The organism is Chryseobacterium sp. Tr-659 (assembly GCF_011752975.1).
GTDB lineage: Bacteria > Bacteroidota > Bacteroidia > Flavobacteriales > Weeksellaceae > Chryseobacterium.
Genome location: NZ_VWWP01000003.1, coordinates 288,389 through 314,792, shown reverse-complemented (window position 1 = coordinate 314,792; position 26,404 = coordinate 288,389). Strand labels below are relative to the sequence as shown.

Sequence of the window (26,404 nt, the reverse complement as noted above, 5' to 3'; positions counted from 1 at the left end):
TAATTAATAATTAACATTAAGAATGAACTTCTTCACTCTATCTTCTATATTTGTTATTTGGTTTTTAGTTCTATAATTGATAGCTGATCAATGGTGGTGGGTTGAGAATAATTTTTTCAACATAGATCAATTACCATACATCATTTATTTTCTAGCTCATCGGCAGTTTTATCGTAAACGTGCTTCCTTTTCCTTTATGAGAGTCTACGATGATTTGTCCTTTGTGCAGTTCTACAATCTTTTTAACATAGGAAAGGCCTAATCCCTGTCCTTTTACATTGTGAATATTTCCAGTTTCTTCCCTGAAGAATTTCTCGAAAATTTTGGTCTTATTCTGAGTTTCCATACCCATTCCTTTGTCGGAGATCTCAATAACATACCAATGTCCTTCATTTCTTGTTTCAATATGAATTTCCGGTGCTTCAGGAGAATATTTATTAGCATTGTCCAGTAAATTGACCAGCATATTCGAGATATGGAATTCGTCTATTTTAAAATTATATTGTGTAGCATTAAATTTCTGGGTAAGCGTACCGTTTCTCTGGGCTACAATCAGATTGAAAGATTCTGTAGTCTTTTGGATCAGCTCTCTTACATTGGCTTCCTTTAAGAAGAGTTCTACCTCATTTCTTTCAAGCTTAGACATATTCAATACATTTTCCACCTGCTTTTTCATTCTTAGATTCTCCTGCTTGATCAACTCCGAATAATACTTTACCTTATCCGGATTAGTAGCAATTTTATCATTAGCCAAAGAATCTGTGGCTACAGAGATGGTTGCCAGTGGCGTTTTGAATTCATGGGACATATTGTTGATGAAGTCTGTTTTCACTTCAGCAAGTTTTTTCTGCCTCATCATATAATTAATGGAAATGATGTAAATTCCCAAAATAGTCAGTAGAGAAAGGAAAGTTCCTAAAAGCATCGGCCAGTTATCCATCGCCACGAAATACTCTTTCTTTGGGAAAACCAGAGCCAGTGTATATAATGTGTTCTTTTTGTCAGTAAAAAGAGGATAGCTGTAAGTGTTATCATCTTTTTTCTCTTTAAAAGCTTTATTAACGATGCTGGTGAGCTTATTGTTTCTGTCAATAACTCCATAGCCAAACTTAGCGGTAATTCCCTTTATCCTTAATTCTTTAGCAATAACGGAATCAAGTGTTTTGGGGTCTACTCTTTTAGTAATAGGAAGATTGCTTCCATTAACCTTTACAAACTCTTTCATGGAATAATCTCCCGTTTCAATATCCTGGTTGATATCTGTGGTGAGAAGTTCCCGGTTGGTGGTGTCTCTCTTTATTTTGTATGCAGCCTCATCTGTATACAAAGTGGTTAATTTTATGGAGTCTCCTTTTTGAGAAATCGGAAGCTGGGTTTTTTCAATAATATTTTTAGAATAAATGATCTGTCTCTGTGTTCCGGAGTCTTCCACTTGCTGGATGGTAGTAAGAGACGGCTGTTTGCTGTTGGCAAGAATATTCTTTCTGAAATCTTTATAATCCTGATTCAGATATTTGTCAACTTCAATTTCTTCAATACTTTTTGTGGTGTTTTCCAAAACAGAGTAAACTTTATTTGAGAAATCTTGTTCCAAGGCAACGTAATACCTTTTCAGCCAATAAAATTGGAGCGTAACAAAGACAATCAGTGAGATTGTCATAAACACCGAAATTATTGGGATGAATTTATTATTCATTATTTAATTATATATGTTTTGGAAAAATGAATGTTAAAATTAATTGTTTTAAGACTACCTAAACAAAAAACGAGCCAAAAAATTGTTTTTTTTTTCTTAAAACAGTGTTTTTTAACAATTATTTATGAATTATCATTTACTTGTCATATGAAAAGTCCTGTCAATAAATAAAAACGGTAACTTTATTAAAAATAATTATTTATGGAATCTAATATCATTTTCAACAAAGATTTTGACGCGAATTCAGCCTATGTGATGAAAATTTTTGATGCTGACGTTTCAACAGTATGGAACTATTTCACCCAATCCGGATTATTAGATCAGTGGTGGGGACCAAAACCATGGAGATGTGAAACCCTAAAACAGGATTTTAAACAAGAAGGAATCTGGTTGTATACGATGATAGGTCCTAATGGAGAGAAAGCAGGGTACTCCCGCGCGAAGTATGGAGAAATTATGGAGCATAGAAGTTTTGATTGGATGAGTGCATTCTGCGACGAAAACGGAAATGTAGGTGAAGATGCCCCGCAATCAAAATGGCTGTTCGGATTTACAGGAGTAGAGGAAGGAACAAAAGTTACTATCAATATTCATTACCAGTCGCAGGAAATTATGAATAAAATGATGGAGATGGGTTTCGAAGGAGGTTTTACAATGGGACTTAATCAACTCGAAGAACTGGTGGGATAAGTTTATAGCCATAAAAATAGCGTAATAAATAAAAAGAGTATTTTTCCATAGAAAAATACTCTTTTTATTTATTGAGAGCTGCTAGCTTTCGGCTTCTGTCTACCAGTTTCGGACTTTTATAAAAGTTCTTCTTCCTGAAAGTACTGAATAATTGCCTTTTTCATAAGCAGGGTCTGCTCATTAGGCCTTAATTCCGGGAGATCTTCCAGTTTCTCAAACTGTGGCCATCCGTCTTCATAGTGGGAGAATTTATAATATCCGAAAGGTTCAAGCAGTCTGCAGACTGCAATATGAATCAGGTTGACTTTATCCTCTTTTGTGTATTTCTGCTGGCCGCTTCCCAGCTCCTGTAACCCAATTAAAAATAAAAGAGTTTCAATGGGCGGATTTTTCTCCGTTTGGAAATGATCTTCGAAGAATTGTTCTATCTTTTTCCAATATTCAGATTCGTTCATTGTTTAATTTTTAGTTTAGCTATCTTTCCAATAATCTAAAAAGTTGTTGTTATCAGCAGAAATTTTATCAAATTTTGAGTAATCGAGGCCAAGAAAGCCATCCTTATCTATAAAAAATAAATTTTTCTCGTAACTTTCTGCTATTGTATGAAATAAATTTTTTAAAGAATCATATAAATAGTCTGGATCTTTACCGAATGTATTGGTCCAAAATATCTTGTTTTCATTGTTAGTATTCGGATTCAGGTCAACCCAAAAACAATTTCCTGCACCATCTTCCAGAAAGGGAAACAATTGAATATCAGGTGTAAAGTCTTTGTCAGAATTGAAAAAAGATTCCCTAAATTCAATATTGTTGTTGTAATAATCAACAGCATCTGCAAGGCTTAAAAAATTATGTATGGGGATTATTCCTGTTAGCCCGCTTGGTGTTTGATAATCATTATGAATTCCATTGGCCAGAGAATATAATTCTCTTAAATCATGATTAAACTTTATGTTTAAAACCTTTTCGGCTTGGCTGATCTCTTCTTCCGTTGCCGGAGGATTTAAGATTTTAGGCATATGATAGCCTAACCCGTTTTGTTGTAAAATAATTGTTTTAAATGATTCTGTAATGGAATTCATATACTAATTAATTTTTATCGATTTTCAATAGAAATGCATATTCTAACGCATCTTCTTTCAGGGATTCAAATCTTCCGCTGGCACCTCCGTGTCCGGAGCTCATGTCTGTTTTGAAGACTAAGATATTATCATCAGTTTTTAGCTCTCTCAGTTTTGCTGTCCATTTTGCAGGTTCCCAATATTGTACCTGAGAATCATGGAATCCTGTGGTGATCAGCATGTGAGGATAATCTTTAGCTTCAACATTGTCATAAGGAGAGTAGTCCTTCATATAATGATAATATTCCTCATCATTCGGATTCCCCCATTCGTCATATTCTCCCGTGGTTAGAGGAATGGTATCATCCAGCATTGTTGTAACCACATCCACGAAAGGAACCTGTGCTACAATTCCGTTGAATAACTGCGGTTCATAGTTTACCACGGCACCCACTAAAAGGCCACCGGCACTTCCGCCCATCGCATAAAGATGTTTTGATGAAGTGTAGTTTTCTTTAATTAAATACTTTCCGGCATCAATAAAGTCGAAGAACGTATTTTTCTTGAAAAGCATTTTTCCGTCCTCATACCATTCTCTTCCCAGATATTCTCCGCCTCGGATGTGGGCAATGGCATAAATAAAGCCTCTGTCAAGGATAGATAATCTTACGTTAGAGAAGCTGGCATCAACCGTATGTCCGTAACTTCCATATCCATATAGAAGAAGGGGAGTATCTGCTGATTTTTTAGTGTCTTTATGATATACCAGTGAAATTGGAACTTTAGTCTTTCCGTCTCGCGAATCTGCCCAGATTCTTTCTGAAATATAATTTTCAGGGAAGAATCTCCCGCCCAGAACTTCCTGTTGTTTAAGAAGTTTGGTGGTCTTTTCCTTCATGTTATATTCGTACGTGGAGCTTGGCTGCGTAAGGGAAGTATATCCATAACGAAGGATTTCTGTGTTAAACTCCAGGTTAATTCCGATATAAGTAGTATATGTTGGATCTGAGAATGGCAAATAATAAGATTCCTGTGTTTTCTCGTCAATAATTTTAATTTGGAGTAATCCTTTTTCTCTCTCCTCAAGAACCAGATAATCTTTGAATATCTCAAAGCCTTCCAATAAAACTTCTGCACGATGCGGAATCACATCAATCCAGTTTTCCATGCCGCAATTGTTGATTTTTGCTTTTACAATTTTGAAGTTGATAGCATCATCAGCGTTGGTAATAATGTAAAATTCATCCTCATAATGTTCTACGGAATATTCCAGATCATCTATTCTTGGCTGAATCACAGTCCAGTCTGCAAATACATTATCAGAAGGAATGAATCTGTGTTCATCAGAAATGGTACTTGAACTTGCGATGAAAATATACTGTAACGATTTTGTTTTAAATACATTAACGTCAAAAGTATCATCCTCTTCATGGAAGATCAGAACATCTTCAGAAGAATCTGTTCCGAGCTGGTGTCTGTATACCTGGAATGCACGAAGGCTTTTATCTTTTCTGATATAAAAAACATGTTGATTATCATTTGCCCATACAGCCTTTCCTGTTGTATTTGGAATGATATCCGGTAGAATTTCCCCTGTTTTTAAATTCTTAAAATTTAAAGTATAGATTCTTCTTCCTATATTATCTGAAGAAAAAGATGCCAGTTCATTACCAGGGCTTACCGCTACACTTCCTACCTCAAAGAAATTTTCGCCTTCTGCTAAAATATTAACATCAAGTACAATTTCCTCCTGGTTATCAAGACTTTCATGCTTTCTGCAGAAAATAGGATATTCTTTACCTTCCTCATAGCGCACAATATACCAGTATTCATTGAAGAAATAGGGCAGAGACTCGTCATCTTTCTTATAACGGGCTTTCATTTCTTCAAAAAGCTCCTCCTGAAGAACTTCCGTATCTTTCATAACGAATTCTTCATAAGCATTTTCTTCTTCAATGTATTGAAGAACTTCCGGGTTTTCTCTTTCGTTTAGCCAGAAATAATTGTCGGTTCTTTTATCGCCGTGGGATTCTAATATTTTTTCTATTTTTTTTGCCTGTGGAGCTTTCATCCGGATATTTTAATTTTATATTGAATGGATGTAAGTCTTTGCTTCTGTTTGATGTTTCGAGCCGACATTTCATCCAATGTTAATTCTTGTTCAAATTTAGGTAAAAAAAAACCATCTTTCCTTTACCGAAAAGATGGTTGATGTATTTTTATAGTTAAAGACTATTTGTGAAGTGCTTTAATATACTTTTCCAAAGCCATTGTCATAGAAGGAGTTTCCTTCGTAGGAGCCATCAGATCTACGTTTAATCCTGCTTCTTCAGCTGCTGCCAGAGTAGTGTTTCCGAAAACACCGATCTTTGTTTCTTCCTGCTTGAAATCAGGGAAGTTCTGCTGCAGGGATTTGATACCTTGCGGGCTGAAGAATATCAGCATATCGTAATCCTTAATGTTGATATCAGTAAGATCACTGCATACAGTACGGTACATGATTGCTCTTGTCCATTCTATATTTGCAGCATCTAAAGTTTTTACAATATCCGGGCTCAAAACATCTGAAGAAGGCAACAGGTATTTTTCACTTGGGAATTTTTTGAAAAGAGGAAGCAGGTCTGAGAAGTTTTTTTCTCCGAAGCTGATCTTTCTTTTTCTATAAACAATGTGTTTTTGAAGATAGTTGGCAATTGCTTCCGACTGGCAGATGTATCTCATTGTATCCGGAACGGCAAAACGCAGCTCTTCAGCAAGTCTGAAGTAATGGTCAATCGCATTCTTACTGGTAAAAATAATACCGGTATACTGCGTCAGATCTATTTTCTGTGTTCTGAGCTCTTTATTGTCAACTCCTTCGACGTGGATAAATGGACGGAAATCAATCTTTATTTTTTCCTTCTTCGCAATATCCAAATATGGAGAAGATTCACTAGGCGCTGGTTGAGAAACCAATATAGACTTTATTCTCATCATTGACATTTATTAAAAAAATAACAACTTCCAAAGCAATAATAATGGTGCGATTTGGAGGGTGCAAATATACAAAAATTTATAATACCATTTCTCCGGAAGAATCTTGTTCTTGTGAAATAAATAGAAAAAAACTTTGAAAATGAACACAAAAGAAAAGAAGCAGAAATAATATAAAAACATTTTATTTCTGTCTATGGGGAAGTAGTAATGGGTTACACAAAGAATTATCAATAAAAAAGATAAGATGAAATAAAATTTGGTGGAGGTAAAATAAAAAATAGTCCATTTTTTTCCATCTCCTATACTTTGATAAAATAAAAAGCCTAAAGTGGATTTTATCAGGTAAAAAAATAATACTGCCAGTAAAGTATATCCGAATTTATTAAGCTGATACCCTAGAAGCTGTAAGTCTGCAATGTATTTCGGAACAATAGGAATATACTGTGAAATTAAAACAGACAGAGTAAGCGTTGTTACGCAGGAGGTAATAATCCAGCTCGGAAGGTTGTTGCTTGCATCAAAATATTTCTGAAGCAGAAAATCTTTAAGGCTGGCATCTCTTTCTATGACGTTCATCATAAAAACATATAAAAATATACAGCCTACGAGTATAAAGATTACCCAGTCATTGTTCTCAGGTATTCTTACATGATTGATGAAGTGTTGTGACGATGGCAAAATTTAAGTTTTTTTATTTTTAATTTAACTTCAAATAACACAAATTGGCACAGATTTTCTTATCGCCTCATCTATGAATTTGCTGTTAGAATATCTACTCACAGTAATTGCAGGCATCGTTCAGAATCATTGTATAAAAGTTTCTGCTTTATGCATTTGATCTGTGAGAAATATTTTTGCAAAATTATAGATTATTTTGTATAAAATAAAAAGGTTAAATAAACTATCTTTGCAAACTGAAATGAAAAAACTCGTCATCATCCCAACCTATAACGAAATGGAAAATATTGAAAATATTATTTCCGCTGTTTTTGCATTGGAAGACGACTTTCATATTTTAGTGGTGGATGATTCTTCTCCTGACGGAACTGCCGAACTGGTAAAAGAACTGCAGAAGAGATATCCTCATTATCTGCACCTGTCTGTAAGACATATAAAAGATGGCTTAGGAAAAGCTTATATTCATGGATTTAAATGGGCCATCGAAAATCAATATGACTACATATTTGAAATGGATGCAGATTTTTCACACAACCCGAATGATCTTCCAAAACTTTATGAAGCCTGTCTGAATGCAGATATGGCTATAGGTTCAAGGTATTCAAAAGGAGTAAATGTGGTTAACTGGCCCATGGGACGAGTATTGCTTTCTTATTTTGCCTCAAAATATGTAAGGTTTGTTTTAGGACTTCCTATTCACGATACCACAGCTGGATTTGTATGCTTTTCAAGAAAAGTATTGGAAGAAATAGGACTGGATAACGTAAGACTGAAAGGATATGGGTTTCAGATAGAAATGAAATTCAGAGCATATAAAAAAGAATTTAAAATTGTAGAGGTTCCTATTATATTTACCAACAGAATTTTAGGAGAAAGTAAAATGAATGGCGGAATTATTCATGAAGCCGTATTTGGGGTTTTAAATTTAAAATGGAAATCAATCATCAACAGATTGTAAAACTGAATGTGAATCTGATGAAAACGCTTCAACAGGTGATTAAAAAATATAAAAAATAAACTGATGAAAAAGCTGATCCTTATTTTCGTTTTGCTGGGACTGTTTTCATGCGGTGATTATATCGATAAACCAAAGAATTTAATCGATAAGGATGTAATGGCTGAAGTTATTGCAGACCTTACGATCAATGATCAGGCGATTTATATGTATCAGGATAAAAATATGGAAGCCGGTACAAGATTTATATTGAAAGCTCACCATGTAAAGCCTGCTGATTTTGTTGAAAGCTTCAAATATTATGTGATTAAAGAAGAAATGGAGGGGATTACCAATGATGCACAGGAAATATTGCTGAAAAGAGATCCGAAAGCGGATAAATATATAAAAGACAAAAAGAAACAGAATGGAGTGACATTGCCTTTAGTAAGGTAAATAAACCACTTTATTCTGAAGAAAATCACTTATAAAACGGTGGATTATAAAGTATACAGATGAAATTTTTTAATATAGAAAAAACCTCTGAAGGAAAAGCCAGAGCGGGAGAAATTACCACAGACCACGGGAAGATTCAGACCCCCATATTTATGCCTGTGGGAACAGTTGCAAGTGTGAAAACGGTTCATCAGAGAGAATTAAAAGAAGACATTAAAGCTCAGATTATTTTAGGGAATACCTATCACCTTTATCTTCGTCCCGGTATGGAAACGATGCAGGATGCAGGTGGCTTACATAAATTCATGAATTGGGATCTGCCGATTCTTACCGATTCAGGAGGTTTTCAGGTCTTTTCATTGGCAAGTAACAGAAAGATGACGGAAGAAGGTGCCAGATTTAAATCTCACATTGATGGAAGTTATCACATGTTTTCTCCGGAAAGATCCATGGAGATTCAAAGACAGATCGGAGCTGATATTTTTATGGCGTTCGATGAATGTACCCCTTATCCTTGTGAATACAACCAGGCAAAATCATCAATGGAACTAACTCACCGTTGGTTAAAAAGATGTATTGAATGGACCAACAATAATCCTGAATTATACGGACATAAACAAAGGCTTTTCCCGATTGTACAGGGATCAACCTATTCAGATCTGAGAAAAATTTCAGCAGAAGTTATCTCTGAAGCAGGAGCAGAAGGAAATGCTATCGGAGGACTTTCTGTAGGAGAGCCTGAAGAAGAAATGTACAGAATTACAGATGAAGTGACGGATATTCTTCCGAAAGAAAAACCAAGATATCTAATGGGGGTAGGAACTCCTTGGAATATCCTTGAATCTATCGGTTTGGGTATTGATATGATGGATTGCGTGATGCCTACCAGAAATGCAAGAAATGCAATGCTTTTTACATGGCAGGGTGTAATGAACCTTAAAAATGAAAAATGGAAACGTGATTTCTCGCCATTAGATGAGTTCGGAACCAGTTTTGTGGATAAGGAATATTCAAAAGCGTATCTTCGCCACCTGTTTGTATCTAAGGAATATCTGGCAAAACAGATCGCCTCAATCCATAATCTTGCATTCTATCTGGATCTGGTAAAAGTAGCCAGAGAACATATCATCGCAGGAGATTTTTATGAGTGGAAAAACTCTGTAGTACCGGTTCTTAGACAAAGACTGTAAGAGATTATGTTTAAAATTGTAGACAGATATATCATTAAAAAATACCTTGGAACTTTTAGTTTCATGTTGGTACTATTGTCTATAGTGGTGCTTGTTATTGATGTTCAGCAGAAGATTCCGAGAATAGAAAATGCAAAAGCAATTGATCCGAAACTGGATCTGATGTATTTTCTTCTCCATTTTTATCCTTTCTGGATCATCAATCTTGTGGTGACCTTCCTTTCCATTCTCGTCTTCATTTCGGTAATTTATTTTACTTCGAGAATGGCAAATAATACGGAAATTGTTGCCATCATTAGTAGTGGAGCAAGTTTTCACAGGTTTTCAAAACCATATCTTTATACTTCCATTTTAATTGCTATGATTTCCCTTCTGGTGTATCATATGGTACTTCCGTGGGCCAATATCAAGAAAAATGAATTGGAAGCTTATACCTATAATGCTGCCAATAAAGAAAAGATCCTGGGAACAGCTCCGGCCTCCTCACAGCTCAGCAAAACAGAATATATCTTTGTAGATTCCTGGAATAAACGAGAAAAAAGAGGCTCTAGTTTTGTCTATCAGAAATTTGATAAAGACAGAAGAATGGTGTATGAACTGAAAGCCAGTGATGTGTATTGGGATAAGGCTAAGAAACAGTTCGTTCTCAATAACTATCTGGAAAAGACCATTAATAAAGATAATTCAGAAAAGCTTAACAATGGAGTAGAATTAAGAAAGAATTATGGACATTCTCCCGAAGAACTTTTTCCTAATGAACTTTTAGGACAGAATAAAACCACTCCGGAGCTTTTAAAATTTATTGAAAGAGAAAAGGCGCGAGGAAACAGTAACCTGAACTCTTATCTGAACGAGCTTCATCAAAGAACATCAATGCCTGTTTCGATTATTATTCTTACGTTTCTGGCACTTTCTCTATCTTCCCAAAAGAAAAGGGGAGGATTGGGAGTTAACCTGGCGATTGGTATTTCGCTGGCATTCCTTTTTGTATTCTCATTTGAGGCTTTAAAGGTGGTTTCAGAAAATAAAAGCTTATCTCCCGCACTGGCAATGTGGCTGCCCAATCTGGTGTTTTTACCCCTTACCCTTTATCTTTACATCAAAAGAGCGAATCAATAAAGTAGTTTTACTTCTTTGTGATAAAAGGAGTGCATTCCGTCTTCCAGTTCAATCCAGAGTTCGCCTTTATCATCAGCGTTTCGTATGATGCCATTTTGTCGCTCTTTTTCAATTTCGAAGACTGATATTTCGTCTTTTCTGAAAAGGTTGTTGTTGAACCCGTCAATGATTTCCTGGTCAGAAGGAATATTTTTAAGCTTTTCACACATGAATTCATGGTAGTTTAAGACAAGGTCTTCAAGATCAAATGTTTTGCCTGTCTGTGTCAGAAGAGAACCTGCGTTGGATATTTCATCAAATTTTTCCTGAAGGATATTGATCCCTGTTCCGATAATGAAATAATTATTTTGATTAATTTTTTTCTTTTCAATTAAAATTCCAACGATTTTTTTACCTTTAAGGATGATATCATTCGGCCATTTAATTTTTACATCAGAATCAGCCAAATTGGCAAGGAAATCCCGGACAATCATTGCGGTATAATAATTGAATATAAAGTCGGAGCACAGGATGTTTTGAGTATTCACTGCCAGCGTATAAGCCAGGTTTTTTCCGGCAGTCTGAGTCCATACATTTCCATACTGCCCGCGGCCTTTGGTTTGATTAAAAGTATGCAGCCCTATAAAATCTGAATTTTCGTAAAGTAAAAACTTTGATATTTCGTCATTAGTAGAAGAACATTCTTTCAGGTAGAATAGTTGGCTCATTTAAGAAAACTTTAAGACATTAAGGGGGTAAAAGTAAGGTTAAAGTAAAGAAAAAACAATAAATTTGCAGATTATAGTATTTTTTTAATGAATAAAACAGCAGAAAAACAAGCATTAATAGATAAAATCGTTGAAGCTATCCAGGATGTAAAAGGAGAAGATATCATGATCTTCGACCTTACCAATATAGAAAATTCCGTAGCAGAAACTTTCGTTATATGTAGTGGAAACTCAAATACACAAGTGTCTGCATTGGCAGGAAGTGTAGAAAAGAAAGTAAGAAACGATCTTAAAGACAGACCTTGGCATGTAGAAGGTACGGAAAATTCAATGTGGGTATTGGTAGACTACGTTACGGTAGTGGTTCACATATTTCAAAAACAGGTACGTGAGTACTATGATATAGAAGAGCTTTGGGGTGACGCTGTCATCACCAAAATTGAAAATGAATAATAAAATTTTAAAAAGTATCAATGAATAATAAAGGATTCAACTGGTTCTTTCCTATTGCAATCATAGCTCTTTTGCTATTTTTTGGCTCCAATTTCCTTGGAGGTGATAGTGCAAAATCTATTGATGAAGATGGTTTCTTTAGAGAAATGCAGGCGGGGAAAGTCCAGAATATAATTATATACAAAGACATAGAGAAAGCTGATGTTTTCCTTACAAAAGAAGCAAAATCGGCAACTGTTGCCAAATCTGCTAAAGAAAACAATCCTCTTTCTGCATTCGAAATGGCTCCTAAAGCAGATTATTCTGTAAAATATGGAGACCTTCAGCTTTTCCTTCAGAAATTTGATCAGATTAAGGCGGCAAATCCTGCCATTAAGACGGCTAAAGACTACGGAACAGGTAAAAGTCCGTTCACAGATATTTTGGTGTCTGCATTGATCTGGATTGCGATCTTAGGATTATTCTACTTCCTTCTTTTCAGAAAGATGGGCGGTGGAGGAGGTCCTGGAGGACAAATCTTCTCTATTGGAAAATCTAAAGCGAAGCTTTTTGACGAAAAAGAAAGAATTCAGGTAACATTCAAAGATGTTGCAGGACTGGAAGGCGCTAAAGAAGAGGTTCAGGAAGTAGTAGATTTCTTGAAAAACTCTGAGAAATATACAAAACTGGGAGGTAAAATTCCTAAAGGAGTTCTTTTGGTAGGTCCTCCGGGAACAGGTAAAACCTTATTGGCTAAAGCTGTTGCAGGAGAAGCTAAAGTTCCGTTTTTCTCGCTTTCAGGTTCTGATTTCGTAGAAATGTTCGTCGGGGTAGGAGCTTCCAGGGTAAGAGACCTTTTTGCTCAGGCAAAAGCGAAATCTCCGGCTATTATCTTTATCGATGAAATTGATGCTATCGGACGTGCAAGGGGAAAAAATAATTTCTCCGGCGGAAACGATGAAAGAGAAAATACATTGAACCAGCTTCTTACCGAAATGGATGGTTTCGGAACAGATGTGAATGTAATTGTAATGGCTGCTACCAACAGAGCAGATATTCTTGATAAGGCTTTGATGAGAGCGGGACGTTTTGACCGTTCAATCTATGTAGACCTTCCTGAATTACACGAAAGAAGACAAATTTTTGATGTTCATTTGAAGAAGATCAAACTTGATGATAATGTAGACAGAGATTTCTTGGCAAAGCAAACACCCGGATTTAGTGGTGCAGATATTGCGAATGTTTGTAATGAAGCAGCATTAATTGCAGCAAGAAACAGCCATACTTCAGTAACAAAACAAGACTTCCTTGATGCTGTAGACAGAATTATCGGTGGTCTTGAGAAGAAAAATATGGCTATTAAGCCGTCTGAAAAAAGAAGAGTGGCATTCCACGAAGCAGGACATGCAACGGTGAGTTGGTTGGTAGAACATGCCGCACCACTTCTAAAAGTAACTATTGTTCCGAGAGGACAGTCTCTAGGAGCAGCATGGTACTTGCCGGAAGAAAGACAGTTGACAACCACACAGCAAATGCTTGATGAAATGTGTGCTACTTTAGGAGGTAGAGCCGCTGAGCAGGTAATTTTCAACAATATTTCAACCGGAGCTTTATCTGACCTGGAAAAAGTAACAAAACGTGCTCAGGCAATGGTAACGATCTACGGACTAAGCGAAAATATAGGAAATATTTCTTATTATGACAGCTCAGGCCAGTCTGAATATAACTTTGGAAAACCTTATTCTGAAGAAACAGCTACGAAGATTGATGCAGAGATCAAATCGATCATCGAAGATCAATATGAAAGAGCTATCAGAATTCTGACAGAAAATAAGGATAAGCTAGATGCTCTTGCTAACAAGCTTCTGGAAAAAGAAGTGATCTTCCGTGAAGACCTTGAAGAGATTTTCGGAAAGAGAGCATGGGATCCTGAATTGACAGAGAAGCCCGTTACCAATACCATTCCTGAAAAAGATCATCCGGTAGTATTGGAAACACCTCAGATCAAAGAAAAAGAAGAAGAAAGCGAAATACAGGCTCCGGAAAGCCCAACACAGCTTTAAGACTCTAAAAAAATAGAAATAATAAAACCTGACAACCTCAAAAATTGTCAGGTTTTTTCATATTTAAGGAGATATTTTGGACACTATTGTAATTTATTTTCTATTTTTGTATAAAGTTGACTAAAAATAGATTAAGTTGAATTTATTCAAGAGGATTGTAAGCAAACTTACCAACCAGCCTGAGGAAGAGGAAAAACAGAGTCTGGAGAAGCTTGGAGATTCGCTGAAAAATGCGGATCTTGACTATAAGTTTGCGCAATTATTTACGCATTCGGGGGGATTTTTTAATTATTGTGCAGATGAAGCGGAAGCTCTACAAACTTTAAATCAAATTATCAAAATAGAAGGGATCAGAAATCTTTTCTGTTGGGATAAAGAACTTCAGAACTTTCTGAACGTGGTGAAGTCTCCTTATACCTCAGAACTGCAGCCGTCTAACGATGCTGCATTTATTACCTGTGAATATCTGATTGCCTATGATGGCAGAATCATGCTTTCGCACAATAATATCCTTCATTATCATTCTTCAAGGCTCCCTGATAAAATTATCATTATTGCCAATGTTTCTCAGATTGTAAACAACCTGAATGATGCAATGGGGAAAATAAAAAGAAACGGAAATATCAAGAACCTTACTTCCATCAGTGGAAGCCAATCTAAAATGGATAGTTCTTCCAATTCCAATACAAAACTGTTTTTATTGCTGCTTGAAGATTAAGCACCCACTCTAAATTTTAAATTTTGGACAAAAATCTCATTCAAAGAACCGTATCAGGTATAGTTTATGTAGCCATCATTATTCTTTGTTCTACTCCGCTGGGAGCACAGCTGATTAATAATATCGCACCCGGCCTTATCAAACAGCAGTATCTTTATCATGGATTGATGAGTTTCTTATTGATCGTGGGTACGTGGGAATGTGTTAAAATCATGAAGTTTGGAAACGGATATGAAAAATGGGTAGTATATCCATTGGTTATTTTTATATTCTATATGTTTTCCAAAAGATTTTTTAATCACGATTTCTTTTTTGATTTCAGAATAAGCGAAATATTAGCCCTGGCTCTTATCGGAATTGCTGTGGTTACTTTATTTAAATATCCTAACGAATTATATTTCGATAGTGGAAAGCTGATCTTTACAGTCATATATGTGGCTCTTCCGTTCAGTTTTGCATTAGGGCTTCCGAAATTCTCCAGTTATAATGATACGTTTTCCCTGGAAGTTCTTTTCCTTTTTATTCTGATCTGGAGCAGCGATACTTTTGCTTATCTGGTAGGAAAGTTCTTTGGAAAACATAAGATGGCACCTAAAATATCCCCTAAAAAAACCTGGGAAGGCTATGCCGGCGGTGTTGTTCTTACATTGGTTTTATCCTACTTTATTGAACATTATCAGCCTGAACTAAGAGGGAATTGGATGATTGTAGGTTTTCTAGTGGCGGCTTTTGCTCCGTTGGGAGATCTTGTAGAAAGCCAGCTGAAAAGAAATTTCGGGGTGAAAGACAGTGGAAACATTATCCCAGGGCATGGTGGAGTTTTAGACAGGCTTGATAGTTTTATTATCTGCGTTCCTGTCGTATATTTGTACTTTATTTTAGAAAAATTTATATAGTCTCATGAAATTACATAGAGAATCAAAAGGAACGATTACAGTTGCTACCCTACTTTTTATCATATTGGGAGCATTAGCAATTTATTTCCTTAAAATATGGTCCCTGCTGATCATTATGCCATTATTGGTTGTTTATAGTTTAGTATTCTGGTTTTTCAGAGTTCCAGACCGTAACATCCTTGACCACAGAGAGAATGTGATTGCTCCGGTAGACGGAAAAGTAGTGATGATCAAAGAAGTAGAAGAAGATGAGTTTATCAAAGGAAAAGCAATTCAGGTTTCTATTTTCATGTCTCCGCTGAATGTACACATCTGTAGATATCCGGTTTCTGGAAAAGTAATTTATAAAAAATACCATCCGGGAAAATATCTTGTAGCATGGCATGAAAAATCTTCCACCGAAAATGAAAGAACAACAGTAGCGGTAGAAACGTTAACCCACCACAAAGTTGTGTTCAGACAGATTGCAGGATATGTGGCCAGAAGAATCGTTTTCTACTGTAATGAAGGAGATCATGCAAAAGCCGGGCATGAGTTCGGGTTTATCAAATTCGGCTCCAGAATGGATGTGTTTCTGCCTTTGGATACCGAGATTATTTGTAAAATAGGTGATATCACAAAAGGAGGTTTGGATGTTATTGCCAAATTGAAAGATTAAGATTTATATTAAAGATATTAATAAAAAAGACTGTTCTGAAAAGAGCGGTCTTTCTTATTTAAATACAGCCAAGAATCTGTTATAGAGACTATCTAATAAAAAAGCAGGAGTAAGCTCCTGTGTGATTTTTATAATGTTGTGATCTGTCTAAATAAAGAGGATGTGTCCGCTACCTGATGTATTGTTTAATTTCATCTAACAGGCCCAATATAAACTCAACAGGTAAATCCTCTTCCGCATCAATTAAAAGGATTTTAAACTTCTTTCTGCCGTCCTGTGTCAGTTCCGGATATTCTAATTTATCCCCGTGATAAAAACTGAGATAATGTTTTTTGTATTTTTTGCTGTAATAGAAATAGCACAGCATTTTCTTTTTGTATTTAATGAAGGGAAGTCCAAAGCTGAAAGTTTCGGTAATATTTTCAGGATCTGAAGCTAAGATAGTTTCACGTAAAAATAAAAGAGTACTTCTTTCAGGCTCTTCGATTCTGTAGAAATACTCTTGTATGGGGTTCATTTTAAATTAATTAAAAAGTTTAGTCGAAATTTTGAAGTTCAACAAGCTTGTTGTACATCCCTTTTTTCGCGATCAGGTCGTGATGGGTTCCCTGTTCAACAATATCACCTTTTTCCATCACTACAATCCAGTCCGCTTTTTGAATTGTTGAAAGTCTGTGGGCAATAACAAGAGAAGTTCTGTTTTCCATCATCTTCTCCAGGGCATCCTGTACAAACCTTTCAGATTCCGTATCCAGAGCGGATGTGGCTTCGTCAAGGATCATGATCGGTGGATTTTTCAATACTGCTCGTGCAATAGAAACCCTTTGCTTCTGACCTCCGGAAAGCTTATTTCCGTCATCTCCGATGTTAGTATCATAACCTTCAGAGAGATTGGTAATGAAAGTATCTGCATTGGCAATTTTAGCCGCTGCAACTACTTCTTCTTTGGTGGCATCAGGTTTACCCATCAGGATATTATTATAAACCGTATCATTAAATAATACAGATTCCTGAGTTACCATTCCCAGAAGCTGACGGTATTCTTTCAATTTTAAATGTTTGATATCAGTTCCGTCAATAAGGATTTCTCCTTCCGAAACATCATAGAACCTGGCTAAAAGATTGGCAATTGTTGTTTTTCCGCTTCCGCTCTGTCCAACCAAGGCAACCGTTTTTCCTTTTGGAATAGTAAGATTAAAGTTTTTAAGAATCAGATTCGCTTTATCATAATAAAAACCAATATCCTTAAATTCAATATTATGCTGAAGCGTTGAGATAGAAACCGGTTCTGCAATTTCTTCGATCTTTACATCAGCTTCTAAAATTTCCAACACTCTTTTCAGGGAAGCTTCTCCCTTCTGAACATTCGAAATGGCTGTAGATAAACTTTTTGCAGGAGGCAGGATCTGGAAGAACATACCCAGAAATACAAGGAAATCTGCAGGAGAGATACTTTGCTCAACAATGATTTGCTTTCCTCCGTACCATGCAATGATTAAGAATGTAATTGAACCTAGAAATTCACTCATAGGCGATGCCAGTTCTTTTTTTCTGCCAAGGCTGATGGAGCTGGAGATCCACTTGTTCATAGATCTCATGAATCTGTTATCCATAATCTTTTCAGCATTGAAGATCTTAATCACTTTTGAAGATTTCAATGTTTCATCTACAATAGAAAAGATAGTTCCCATTTCGTGCTGTGCCTGGTGAGAATCCTTTTTGAGGCTTTTCCCTACCAATGCGATCATTGTTCCCATTACAGGAAGTACCAATAAAGAGAAAAGCGTCATTTCCGGACTCAGGAAGAATAAGGTGATCAAAGTACTGATCAGCATGAAAGGAGAGTTGATCAGTTCAATTAAACTTCCTAAAATATTTCCTTCCACTTCACCTACGTCATTAGACATACGAGACATCAGATCCCCTTTTCGGCTTTCCGTAAAAAATGAAACCGGCAAGGAAAGTATTTTTCTGTACATTGCCCCACGAAGATCTTTTGTAACCCCTACACGATAGTTGATCAATAGGTAAGCACCAAAATATCTGAAAGCATTCCTCAGCAAGAACATAAAGGCAGTAACAATACATAGCCATGCAAGAACCGTCAATGCTCCGTACTGATCCACAAGATACTGTACATAATAATTGGAATATTCTTTTAAATAAGAGAAAAAATCAATGATCTCACCCGAATAAACCGGTGGTTTTTCATATTTCTCAGGCTTGATGGTGCCAAAAAGCATCCCCAAAACCGGCAGAATAGTTCCTAAGGAAGCAATCTGAAATACAGAATACAGAATATTGAAAAATAAACTTCCGTAAATATATTTCTGATGCGGCCTCGCAAACTTTAAGATTTTTTTGTATTCGTTCATTCAATGAAAAAATTGGATAGCAAAATTACGTAAAATTAAAAGATAAGACGTTCTTAATCCTGTTTTACTTTAATTGATATGTTCTAAAAAATAGCTTTTTGTTACAACTGTATGAAGTTGAATTGGTTTTTTAATTTAAATACAAATTAAATCTCACTCTGGAAACAGGGCAATGATCAAAATGAACCCTTATTCTTACATCTATATTGGTATAGCTAAACTTTTTGTTGAGTGTTCTAAAAACATATACTATTAGGGCTTTTCAGATTGTTTGTTGCTTTACAACCATAAGTTTGCATCATTTCTTATAATTTTTGTGTCATTATGAATGTCTTTGATTTTAATAAACGTTTTATTAAAGACGTTTTTAAGCTCTATTGCGATATTTTAAGTGTAAGGATTTCTTTGTAATTCACATAGTTTTGAAAAAGTACAATGCGCAAAAGTATTATTCAAATTATTAATTCTTAAAAAAAAGAGAAATGAAAAAAAGAATCCTTTTTAGTACTTTATTAACCATGTCAGCATCGGTATGTTTTTTTGCCCAGACAGAGGCTGACAGGCAAGAGATAACAAAGAAATACGATAAAAAAGAGCTGCATAGCCTATTTGATCAGTTTTCCCAAACAGCTGAAGCTGAAGCAGGCAAAGTAGCAGCTTACGCCAGAGAACACAAAATTCCTGTTATAATAAAAGGGGAGGATGGTTCTATACAGCAATTGATGAGAATAGATGAAGATGGTACCCCTATTTATTATACAAATACTAATGTTGATGCAGCGAAATCTACAAGAACAAATCATCTTAATACGGGTGGTTCTTTGAATCTGGACTTGAATGGAGAAAATATGGTGGTTTCTGTATGGGACGGAGGTTCTATTAGAAAGACTCATCAGGAATTTGGAACCCGAGTTACTGTAAAAGATGGTGGTGTGCCTAATGATCATGCAACCCATGTCGGAGGAACGGTAGGAGCGTCAGGAGTTATTGCCAGAGCAAAAGGTATGGCGTGGAAGTCAAGTATTAATTCTTATGATTGGAATAATGATGAAGCTGAAATGACTTCAGCAGCTGCAACAGGCTTATTGTTGTCAAACCATTCTTATGGTTTGGTAGGAGAATATTTACAACTGTGGCAGTTTGGGGCATATATAAATGAGTCGAGAGATTGGGATAATATTTTGTTTAATGCTCCTTCATACCTTGCTGTTAAAGCGGCAGGAAATGATGGTCGTAACCGTAATAGATTCACGGGGGTTGTTTTAAACACAAGCCCTATGGGGGGAAGTACTGATTTTTATGATAAACTTACGGGGGCAGCTACATCTAAAAATGCATTGGTTGTGGCTAATGCTCAAGATGCCAATATTGGAGCTGATGGAAATCTTATCAGTGTAGCAATTCATGAGAGTAGCAGCCAAGGGCCAACCGATGATTTAAGAATTAAGCCTGATATTGCAGGAAACGGCACAGGTGTTTATTCCCCGGTAGCCTACATTCCTGGAACAGATACAAAAGACAACCCGAATACACCTGTCAATGAGTATGACCCTGGAACACCAAGTAATAATTCTTATAATGCTTACACGGGAACATCTATGGCTTCACCGAATGTTATGGGGTCGCTTACTCTTGTTCAGCAGCATAATCATAAAAAGGAAGAAAGATATATGCTGGGAGCAGAGCTTAAAGGTCTTGCATTGCACACCGCTGATGATGCCGGTGCAGCTGGCCCGGATGCAATGTTTGGATGGGGATTATTGAATGCAAAGAAAATGGTGGAGACCATTAATGCTAAGGGCAAAACTTCAATTATTGAGAACAGAACACTGAATAATCTGGCTACAGATACATTAACGGTAAAATCTGACGGCGTAACTCCATTAATTGTTTCGATTTCATGGTATGACAGAGGAGGTGCTTTACAGACTTCGAGCCAGCTTAATGACAATGCTACAAAGAGATTAGTAAATAATCTTGATCTTAAGGTAATAAAGGTAGATGATAATACAGAATATCTTCCTTGGGTATTAACCTCTCGTTCTACGAATGCTAAAGCTGTAAACAATAATGATAATTTCGAAAGAGTAGATCTTGGAGTGGTTCCAAAAGGAGATTATAAAATCGAAATTACCCATAAAGGGACATTGGCAGGGAATTTACAGAATTATACCCTTATTGTTACAGGTAAGGAAGATTCAGGAAATGTTTCAGGACCTGCAGCTCCGTCTTGCATCAATGCTTATGAGTCTAATGAAACTATATCAACGGCTGCAGCTATCAATATAAATCAGGATATTACAGCAGCGATATCATCAGCTACAGATAGAGATTTCTATAAATTCACTATCGGAGCAGGAAAACTTACAGCGAAATTGAACGGTCCGGTTGGTGTAGATTATGATCTTTACATCTATAATGCATCAGGGGCACTTCTTGGAAAATCAGAAGATACATCAGCAAATGAAGCTATTGCATTAAACAACAGAGCAGCGGGAACTTATTATGCAAGAGTAATAGGATATAACGGGGCAAACAGTACAACCTGCTATTCATTAAATATCTCGGCAACAGCACCTATAACAGCGGGTACATCTGCCGGAGCTATCAATACGAATGCCGCTATTTATCCAAACCCTGCAGATAAAGAAATCACGGTAAGAGATGCTAAAGAAGGGGACAATTATATTATTTATGATTATTCCGGTAAAGTAATGAAGCAAGGTTCTGTAATCAGAGGGAAGGTTGATCTTCACACAGTACATCCAGGAAACTATATATTAAAAGTAAATAATAAAGCGTATAAATTCATTAAAAAGTAATAATGATCAGTGGTATATTAATAATAAATTATTTTGGGACTATTTGTGATTACCACTACATGAGCTGATGATTTTGTAGCATCAATATTGTCAGTTTTAGGAACCTTACCTTCAAAAGTAAGGTTCCTTTGTTATTAATAGATGAGAAATAATCTTTCTCATTACAATTTCATTTATTAAAACTTAACCTGATCATTATACTTCGGAGCAAAATTTTTGGTATTCAATTTATCCAGTGTTTTTCCGAAGTTGTTGATTATTTGGGTCATATTATCAAAATCGACTACGTTGATATCATCATTTTCATGATGATAATGAGAAGCTTTCGTCATATCGACAGTGGAAAATGAATGGGCAATAATTTTCTTTTTTACAAAACTGACATTATCCGAACGATAAAATAATTGTTGTCTTGCATAAGGATCAGCATTGATTTTCAATCCGTTTACAGCATACTGGTTGAAAAGTTCATCAAGATCAGAGAATCCGTCTCCGGTCATGTATAGGGCATTTTTCCCCCATTGAGACTCTGTGGCTACCATTTCGAAGTTGAAAAGAGCAGTCATATTATTATAGATATGATCGAGGTTTTTATCAGTTGAAATCGCTTTCGAGCCCAGCATTCCTTTTTCTTCACCGTTGAAAGCCATAAAGACCATGGAGAAATCCGGTTTTTTATTTTTGAAATAATCGGCAATACCTACAAGGGTTGTAATTCCGCTGGCATCATCATCTGCTCCGTTATAAATATTATCACCGCTTTTATCGCTGGTACCAATGTGATCAAAGTGCCCGGAGAATCCCAGATACTTATCTGTTTTTCCTTTTTTTATACCGCATACATTATAGACTTTCTGGCCATTGTATTCAAAAGGAACAAGATAAGAGCTGCCCGTACAGTATTCCAGTTTGTTTTCTTTAAAAAGTTTGGCGATATAATTCGCTGCATTTTCATTTTCCTGGGTTCCGATCTCGCGGCCTTTCATTTCGTCAGAAGCCAGTGTGGATAGTACAGTTTTTACTCTTTCCTTTGAAACCTCCTGTGCAAAAGTAAATATGGAGAAAAGTGATAAGGTAAGATAAGTTAGCTTTTTCATTGTCTTTTATTAAAAGTTATATGATCTGTCGCATTTTCAGTTGAAATGTTGCAGGAAGTTACATAAATTAATTGGTGTATAAGAGTTATATGAATCAAATAGAAAGGATAGGGTAGATAATCAAAAAAACAGCTCCTTAAAAGAAGCTGTTCTCACTCAAAAAATCGTTGTAAGGCTATCGAAGTCTGTCTACAGATTTTACGAGCCTCTCATCTTTGCGGATGTACACGTTTGCAATAAGCAGACATATCACCGCAATTAATGGGAAAATCGGCTCAATACCCTTCTCAGGAAACTGAATTCCTCCGGATAAGTTTAGTAACCAGTACGCCAATACACCAATCAACAAAGCGTTTATAATGATGCTGATGGTATTCAGCAAAATTTGTCTTTTTCTGTTTTTAAAACTGAAAATACTTAATGCACCAAGAATAACAAGTACTATACATCCGATATTAAGTAAAGGAATACTGTCTGAAATAACAACATCCTGTCCTGTTATAAACAGGAAAACGGCAGCCAGAACTGCCAATAAAGTCCATATAGTTTGTATTCTCTGTAGCATTGAATATTAAATTCTTGGCAAAAATAATATAAATTTTGCACAATTCAAAAATAAGTGTAGATTTGCATTATACAATGTACTTGAAAACAAAAGTCACCGGACTTACTTTTCTTACTCACAATTAATTACATTTTTACATTAAATATGTTTAACATAGAAACGTTAAGGTCAAAATCCGTAACGGAACTGACTAAAATCTTAAAAGATTTGGGCGTTAAAGTTGCAAGAAACAGCAATGAAAATGACAAGATCTTTGCTATTCTTGACTTTCAGGCTTCTAACCCTAAAGTTGCAAAAGATTATTTCAACGCCACAGAAACCACCAGTGTAAATACTGAAGAGGCTCCAGCAGAAAAACCTGCTAAAGCCCCGGTAAAAAAAGCTGCCCCGAAAAAAACAACGGCAGCCAAACCAAAAGCAAATGCAAAAGCTCCGGCAGAACCCAAAGTAGAGGAAAAAGTAGAAGAGAAGATACCTGTTTCTGAAGACGTAAAACCGGAAGAGCCAAAAGCTGAAACGGTAGCTGTTGCAGAAGACACTCCAGCCGCTGCACAAGCTAAAAAGAAAAGAAAAAGAGTTTCTACCAATACAGCAAATACAGAAGCAGTACAAGAAAAAACAGAAGCTCCTAAAAACACAGATTCCCCAGAGCCTGCTCAGGCAGAAGAAAAGCCTAATACTCCTCAGCAACCACAGGCTAACAGACCTCAAAAAGGACATAATAACCATCCACAGAACGGTGGAAACCAACATAAAAACCAACACCAGCATCAGAACCAAAACCAAAATCAGAACAGACATTCTGAAAAGGCAGAGGAACAGCAAGACCATAAAAAAGAATTTAATTTCGATGGAATGGTAAGCATTGAAGGTGTTCTGGAAATCTTACCTGACAACTACGGATTTTTACGTTCCTCAGATTTCAGCTATATCTCTTCTCCTGATGATGTATATGTTTCTACAGCACAGATTAGAAATTTCGGTTTGAAAACCGGAGATACAGTTAAAGGAATTGTAAGGCTTCCAAAAGAAGGAGAAAAATATTTTTCATTATTAAGACCTACAGAAGTTAACGGACGAGATTTAGCATTTATCAAAGACCGTGTGGCTTTTGAATATCTTACGCCGCTTTTCCCTGAGGAGAAATTCAATCTGGCAGGAAGCGGTTCCACAGTTTCCACAAGAATTGTAGATTTATTTGCACCTATCGGGAAAGGGCAGAGAGCAATGATTGTTGCCCAGCCTAAAACGGGTAAAACAATGTTGCTTAAAGACATTGCGAATTCTATTGCAGCAAATCATCCGGAAGTATATATGATGGTTCTTCTTATAGACGAACGTCCGGAAGAGGTTACCGATATGGAAAGAAGTGTAAATGCAGAAGTGATTGCTTCTACATTTGATGAAGCAGCTGAAAAGCACGTAAAAGTAGCTAACCTGGTTCTTGCGAAAGCTCAGAGAATGGTTGAATGTGGGCATGACGTAGTGATTTTGCTAGATTCCATCACAAGATTGGCAAGAGCATACAACACTGTTACTCCTGCATCAGGAAAAGTACTTTCTGGTGGGGTGGATGCGAATGCATTACACAAGCCGAAAAGATTCTTCGGAGCTGCAAGAAAAATTGAAGGTGGAGGATCTTTAACCATTATTGCAACTGCACTTATTGATACAGGTTCTAAAATGGATGAAGTAATTTTTGAAGAATTCAAAGGTACAGGTAACATGGAACTTCAACTGGACAGAAAAATTGCCAACAGAAGAATTTATCCTGCTATTGATCTGGTATCTTCAAGTACCCGTAGAGACGATCTTCTTCTTGATGAAGTAACTTCACAAAGAATGTGGATTCTTAGAAAATATCTTTCTGAAATGAATCCCGTAGAAGCTATGGAATTTGTTGATAAAAACATCAAAGGAACCCTGAACAATGAAGAGTTCCTGATGTCTATGAATAAATAAATTAATTTAATTGTTGTTAAATAGAAAGCACGGGCCCTCGGGTTCGTGCTTTTTGTTATTCTGTGGATAAGTTTTTGAAATTTAATTCATTCTAAATCAATATATCAATGTTAAAGATTTATTAAAGTAATCCCCAATCTTTGATAATACCTTAAATATTGGCTAATTTTGGGTTATAACATTAAAAATAAAGATTATGTCATTTGAATTACCAAAATTAGGATATGCATATGATGCATTAGAGCCAACTATTGATGCAAGAACTATGGAAATCCACCATACAAAACACCACCAGGCATACATTGACAATTTAAATAAAGCAATTGAAGGAACTGATCTAGCAGGAAAAACTATTGAAGAGATCTGCCAGACAGGAACTGATAAACCAGCAGTAAGAAATAACGGAGGAGGCCACTTTAACCACTCTTTATTCTGGGAAATTTTAACTCCTGGAGGCAGCAAAGAGCCTGTAGGAAACGTAAAAGCTGCTATCGAAAACTATGGTGGGCTTGAAAAATTTAAAACAGATTTTTCTGATGCTGCTAAAACAAGATTCGGTTCAGGATGGGCTTGGTTGGTAAAAAATGCTGACGGTTCTGTTTCTGTTTCTTCTACTCCAAACCAGGACAACCCGTTAATGCCTGTAGCAGACGTTAAAGGAACTCCGGTTTTAGGATTAGATGTTTGGGAGCACGCTTATTATTTGAACTATCAAAACAGAAGACCTGATTATGTTTCTGCATTCTTCGATGTAGTAAACTGGGATAAAGTAGAGGAATTATTCAACAAATAATTTTCAGCTATTATAAAAATGAAAAGGTTCAGAATTATTCTGAACCTTTTTTATTGATTGAAATCTGTAATTATCTTATGGCGTCGCTTCCGGTTAATCCGTTCAGCCGTAGGTTGTATTTCCAGTTTACATAAACAAATACCTGATATAGCTTGTATTCAAACTTGATCCCATAATTTTCCTTAGGATCATAATCTATCCCGGATTCAATAATATTTCGATACCTTCCGGAATTGTAATAGCTGTTCCATTCATTCACCAGAAAAGTATTCTTTGTCTTCAGATAAGATTCGGAATACTGGCTTATAGGTTTAGCAACGGCGCTTAGAAAGTAATCGAACTGGGTATCAATTACTGTAAGGTCCCATTCTCCATCTTCATTTTTAGATGGTTTCATCTCATGCTGCTCTTTATCTTTCTTTGTGGTATCCTGAGAAAAACAACTGAAAGGTAGTAAGGCAACCAATACTATTAAAACAAAATTTTTCATAATTCTGGTATTTACATAAAAAAAGC

Annotated in this window: 25 protein-coding genes; 13 read left to right on the top strand and 12 right to left on the bottom strand. The window is 36.0% G+C overall.

What is annotated here, in order from left to right:
* Positions 1–151: 151 nt before the first annotated feature.
* Positions 152–1,696 (bottom strand): sensor histidine kinase, encoded by a 1,545-nt coding sequence (locus tag F3J23_RS09065; RefSeq protein ID WP_167027314.1) that lies wholly within the window; start codon positions 1,694–1,696, stop codon positions 152–154.
* A gap of 201 nt (positions 1,697–1,897) precedes the next feature.
* Between F3J23_RS09065 and F3J23_RS09060 the strand changes: the two genes are divergently transcribed.
* On the top strand, positions 1,898–2,386 hold the full coding sequence (locus F3J23_RS09060; RefSeq protein ID WP_167027313.1) for an SRPBCC domain-containing protein: 489 nt from the start codon (positions 1,898–1,900) through the stop codon (positions 2,384–2,386).
* A 116-nt stretch (positions 2,387–2,502) separates the two neighbouring features.
* Here the strand turns inward: F3J23_RS09060 and F3J23_RS09055 are convergent, their stop codons facing one another.
* The 5 genes from F3J23_RS09055 to F3J23_RS09035 form a co-directional block, all read right to left on the bottom strand.
* Positions 2,503–2,841: a hypothetical protein gene (locus F3J23_RS09055; RefSeq protein ID WP_167027310.1), complete on the bottom strand. Its 339-nt coding sequence runs from the start codon at positions 2,839–2,841 to the stop codon at positions 2,503–2,505.
* A gap of 15 nt (positions 2,842–2,856) precedes the next feature.
* A complete protein-coding gene (locus F3J23_RS09050; protein ID WP_167027307.1) occupies positions 2,857–3,468 on the bottom strand; it encodes an SMI1/KNR4 family protein in 612 nt (203 codons plus the stop codon).
* A gap of 7 nt (positions 3,469–3,475) precedes the next feature.
* The gene (locus F3J23_RS09045) at positions 3,476–5,518 is read right to left on the bottom strand and encodes a S9 family peptidase (RefSeq protein WP_167027304.1); all 2,043 of its coding nucleotides are present in this window, start codon (positions 5,516–5,518) and stop codon (positions 3,476–3,478) included.
* Between the two features lie 161 nt (positions 5,519–5,679).
* Positions 5,680–6,420: a uroporphyrinogen-III synthase gene (locus F3J23_RS09040; RefSeq protein WP_167028135.1), complete on the bottom strand. Its 741-nt coding sequence runs from the start codon at positions 6,418–6,420 to the stop codon at positions 5,680–5,682.
* A 12-nt stretch (positions 6,421–6,432) separates the two neighbouring features.
* Complete coding sequence (locus tag F3J23_RS09035; RefSeq protein ID WP_167027301.1) at positions 6,433–7,101, bottom strand: DUF4271 domain-containing protein; 669 nt, start codon at positions 7,099–7,101, stop codon at positions 6,433–6,435.
* 241 nt (positions 7,102–7,342) lie between these two features.
* On the opposite strand from F3J23_RS09035, the gene F3J23_RS09030 reads away from it, so the two are divergent.
* The 4 genes from F3J23_RS09030 to F3J23_RS09015 all read left to right on the top strand — a co-directional run bounded on the left by F3J23_RS09030 (position 7,343) and on the right by F3J23_RS09015 (position 10,800).
* Entirely contained in the window at positions 7,343–8,059 is a 717-nt protein-coding gene (locus tag F3J23_RS09030) for a polyprenol monophosphomannose synthase (protein ID WP_167027298.1), read from the top strand.
* Positions 8,060–8,122: 63 nt separating this feature from the next.
* A complete protein-coding gene (locus F3J23_RS09025) occupies positions 8,123–8,491 on the top strand; it encodes a DUF4296 domain-containing protein (protein ID WP_167027295.1) in 369 nt (122 codons plus the stop codon).
* 59 nt (positions 8,492–8,550) lie between these two features.
* Entirely contained in the window at positions 8,551–9,681 is a 1,131-nt protein-coding gene (tgt, locus tag F3J23_RS09020; RefSeq protein WP_101238567.1) for a tRNA guanosine(34) transglycosylase Tgt, read from the top strand.
* A gap of 6 nt (positions 9,682–9,687) precedes the next feature.
* On the top strand, positions 9,688–10,800 hold the full coding sequence (locus F3J23_RS09015; RefSeq protein ID WP_167027292.1) for an LptF/LptG family permease: 1,113 nt from the start codon (positions 9,688–9,690) through the stop codon (positions 10,798–10,800).
* Here F3J23_RS09015 and F3J23_RS09010 read toward each other — a convergent pair.
* On the bottom strand, positions 10,794–11,507 hold the full coding sequence (locus F3J23_RS09010) for a biotin--[acetyl-CoA-carboxylase] ligase (RefSeq protein ID WP_167027289.1): 714 nt from the start codon (positions 11,505–11,507) through the stop codon (positions 10,794–10,796). The two genes, F3J23_RS09015 and F3J23_RS09010, sit on opposite strands and share 7 nt — an antisense overlap.
* 87 nt (positions 11,508–11,594) lie before the next feature.
* Between F3J23_RS09010 and rsfS the strand changes: the two genes are divergently transcribed.
* The 5 genes from rsfS to F3J23_RS08985 all read left to right on the top strand — a co-directional run bounded on the left by rsfS (position 11,595) and on the right by F3J23_RS08985 (position 16,274).
* Complete coding sequence (rsfS, locus tag F3J23_RS09005; protein WP_167027286.1) at positions 11,595–11,960, top strand: ribosome silencing factor; 366 nt, start codon at positions 11,595–11,597, stop codon at positions 11,958–11,960.
* 20 nt (positions 11,961–11,980) lie between these two features.
* Positions 11,981–14,002, top strand: coding sequence for an ATP-dependent zinc metalloprotease FtsH (gene ftsH, locus F3J23_RS09000; RefSeq protein ID WP_167027283.1), 2,022 nt, complete (start codon positions 11,981–11,983; stop codon positions 14,000–14,002).
* 136 nt (positions 14,003–14,138) lie between these two features.
* Complete coding sequence (locus F3J23_RS08995) at positions 14,139–14,720, top strand: LUD domain-containing protein (RefSeq protein ID WP_185156446.1); 582 nt, start codon at positions 14,139–14,141, stop codon at positions 14,718–14,720.
* Positions 14,721–14,743: 23 nt separating this feature from the next.
* Complete coding sequence (locus tag F3J23_RS08990) at positions 14,744–15,616, top strand: phosphatidate cytidylyltransferase (RefSeq protein WP_167027280.1); 873 nt, start codon at positions 14,744–14,746, stop codon at positions 15,614–15,616.
* A gap of 4 nt (positions 15,617–15,620) precedes the next feature.
* Positions 15,621–16,274 (top strand): phosphatidylserine decarboxylase family protein, encoded by a 654-nt coding sequence (locus F3J23_RS08985; RefSeq protein ID WP_167027277.1) that lies wholly within the window; start codon positions 15,621–15,623, stop codon positions 16,272–16,274.
* A gap of 169 nt (positions 16,275–16,443) precedes the next feature.
* On the opposite strand, the gene F3J23_RS08980 is transcribed toward F3J23_RS08985, so the two are convergent.
* Together F3J23_RS08980 and F3J23_RS08975 are read right to left on the bottom strand one after the other, a co-directional pair.
* Positions 16,444–16,791 (bottom strand): DUF1801 domain-containing protein, encoded by a 348-nt coding sequence (locus F3J23_RS08980; protein ID WP_167027274.1) that lies wholly within the window; start codon positions 16,789–16,791, stop codon positions 16,444–16,446.
* A gap of 19 nt (positions 16,792–16,810) precedes the next feature.
* Positions 16,811–18,649: an ABC transporter ATP-binding protein gene (locus tag F3J23_RS08975; protein ID WP_167027271.1), complete on the bottom strand. Its 1,839-nt coding sequence runs from the start codon at positions 18,647–18,649 to the stop codon at positions 16,811–16,813.
* A 482-nt stretch (positions 18,650–19,131) separates the two neighbouring features.
* Between F3J23_RS08975 and F3J23_RS08970 the strand changes: the two genes are divergently transcribed.
* Positions 19,132–21,471, top strand: coding sequence for a S8 family serine peptidase (locus F3J23_RS08970; protein WP_167027268.1), 2,340 nt, complete (start codon positions 19,132–19,134; stop codon positions 21,469–21,471).
* A gap of 176 nt (positions 21,472–21,647) precedes the next feature.
* Here the strand turns inward: F3J23_RS08970 and F3J23_RS08965 are convergent, their stop codons facing one another.
* Together F3J23_RS08965 and F3J23_RS08960 are read right to left on the bottom strand one after the other, a co-directional pair.
* On the bottom strand, positions 21,648–22,568 hold the full coding sequence (locus tag F3J23_RS08965; protein ID WP_167027265.1) for a M28 family metallopeptidase: 921 nt from the start codon (positions 22,566–22,568) through the stop codon (positions 21,648–21,650).
* 175 nt (positions 22,569–22,743) lie between these two features.
* Complete coding sequence (locus F3J23_RS08960; protein WP_167027262.1) at positions 22,744–23,133, bottom strand: DUF4293 family protein; 390 nt, start codon at positions 23,131–23,133, stop codon at positions 22,744–22,746.
* Positions 23,134–23,277: 144 nt separating this feature from the next.
* Here F3J23_RS08960 and rho point away from each other — a divergent pair, with 144 nt between their 5' ends.
* Complete coding sequence (gene rho / locus F3J23_RS08955; RefSeq protein ID WP_167027259.1) at positions 23,278–25,095, top strand: transcription termination factor Rho; 1,818 nt, start codon at positions 23,278–23,280, stop codon at positions 25,093–25,095.
* Between the two features lie 196 nt (positions 25,096–25,291).
* Entirely contained in the window at positions 25,292–25,888 is a 597-nt protein-coding gene (locus F3J23_RS08950; protein WP_167027256.1) for a superoxide dismutase, read from the top strand.
* A gap of 70 nt (positions 25,889–25,958) precedes the next feature.
* Here F3J23_RS08950 and F3J23_RS08945 read toward each other — a convergent pair whose 3' ends face one another.
* Entirely contained in the window at positions 25,959–26,378 is a 420-nt protein-coding gene (locus F3J23_RS08945) for a DUF6146 family protein (RefSeq protein WP_167027253.1), read from the bottom strand.
* Between the last annotated feature and the right edge of the window lie 26 nt (positions 26,379–26,404).

Coding starts and splice junctions, on each gene's coding strand:
- F3J23_RS08975 (WP_167027271.1), bottom strand. CDS start 18,649: ATGAACGAATACAAAAAAATCTTAAAGTTTGCGAGGCCGCATCAGAAA.
- F3J23_RS09010 (WP_167027289.1), bottom strand. CDS start 11,507: ATGAGCCAACTATTCTACCTGAAAGAATGTTCTTCTACTAATGACGAA.
- F3J23_RS08950 (WP_167027256.1), top strand. CDS start 25,292: ATGTCATTTGAATTACCAAAATTAGGATATGCATATGATGCATTAGAG.
- F3J23_RS09025 (WP_167027295.1), top strand. CDS start 8,123: ATGAAAAAGCTGATCCTTATTTTCGTTTTGCTGGGACTGTTTTCATGC.
- tgt (WP_101238567.1), top strand. CDS start 8,551: ATGAAATTTTTTAATATAGAAAAAACCTCTGAAGGAAAAGCCAGAGCG.
- ftsH (WP_167027283.1), top strand. CDS start 11,981: ATGAATAATAAAGGATTCAACTGGTTCTTTCCTATTGCAATCATAGCT.
- F3J23_RS09065 (WP_167027314.1), bottom strand. CDS start 1,696: ATGAATAATAAATTCATCCCAATAATTTCGGTGTTTATGACAATCTCA.
- rsfS (WP_167027286.1), top strand. CDS start 11,595: ATGAATAAAACAGCAGAAAAACAAGCATTAATAGATAAAATCGTTGAA.
- F3J23_RS08970 (WP_167027268.1), top strand. CDS start 19,132: ATGAAAAAAAGAATCCTTTTTAGTACTTTATTAACCATGTCAGCATCG.
- F3J23_RS09060 (WP_167027313.1), top strand. CDS start 1,898: ATGGAATCTAATATCATTTTCAACAAAGATTTTGACGCGAATTCAGCC.
- F3J23_RS09015 (WP_167027292.1), top strand. CDS start 9,688: ATGTTTAAAATTGTAGACAGATATATCATTAAAAAATACCTTGGAACT.
- F3J23_RS08960 (WP_167027262.1), bottom strand. CDS start 23,133: ATGCTACAGAGAATACAAACTATATGGACTTTATTGGCAGTTCTGGCT.
- F3J23_RS08945 (WP_167027253.1), bottom strand. CDS start 26,378: ATGAAAAATTTTGTTTTAATAGTATTGGTTGCCTTACTACCTTTCAGT.
- F3J23_RS09030 (WP_167027298.1), top strand. CDS start 7,343: ATGAAAAAACTCGTCATCATCCCAACCTATAACGAAATGGAAAATATT.
- rho (WP_167027259.1), top strand. CDS start 23,278: ATGTTTAACATAGAAACGTTAAGGTCAAAATCCGTAACGGAACTGACT.
- F3J23_RS09045 (WP_167027304.1), bottom strand. CDS start 5,518: ATGAAAGCTCCACAGGCAAAAAAAATAGAAAAAATATTAGAATCCCAC.
- F3J23_RS08980 (WP_167027274.1), bottom strand. CDS start 16,791: ATGAACCCCATACAAGAGTATTTCTACAGAATCGAAGAGCCTGAAAGA.
- F3J23_RS09040 (WP_167028135.1), bottom strand. CDS start 6,420: ATGAGAATAAAGTCTATATTGGTTTCTCAACCAGCGCCTAGTGAATCT.
- F3J23_RS09050 (WP_167027307.1), bottom strand. CDS start 3,468: ATGAATTCCATTACAGAATCATTTAAAACAATTATTTTACAACAAAAC.
- F3J23_RS09055 (WP_167027310.1), bottom strand. CDS start 2,841: ATGAACGAATCTGAATATTGGAAAAAGATAGAACAATTCTTCGAAGAT.
- F3J23_RS08985 (WP_167027277.1), top strand. CDS start 15,621: ATGAAATTACATAGAGAATCAAAAGGAACGATTACAGTTGCTACCCTA.
- F3J23_RS08965 (WP_167027265.1), bottom strand. CDS start 22,568: ATGAAAAAGCTAACTTATCTTACCTTATCACTTTTCTCCATATTTACT.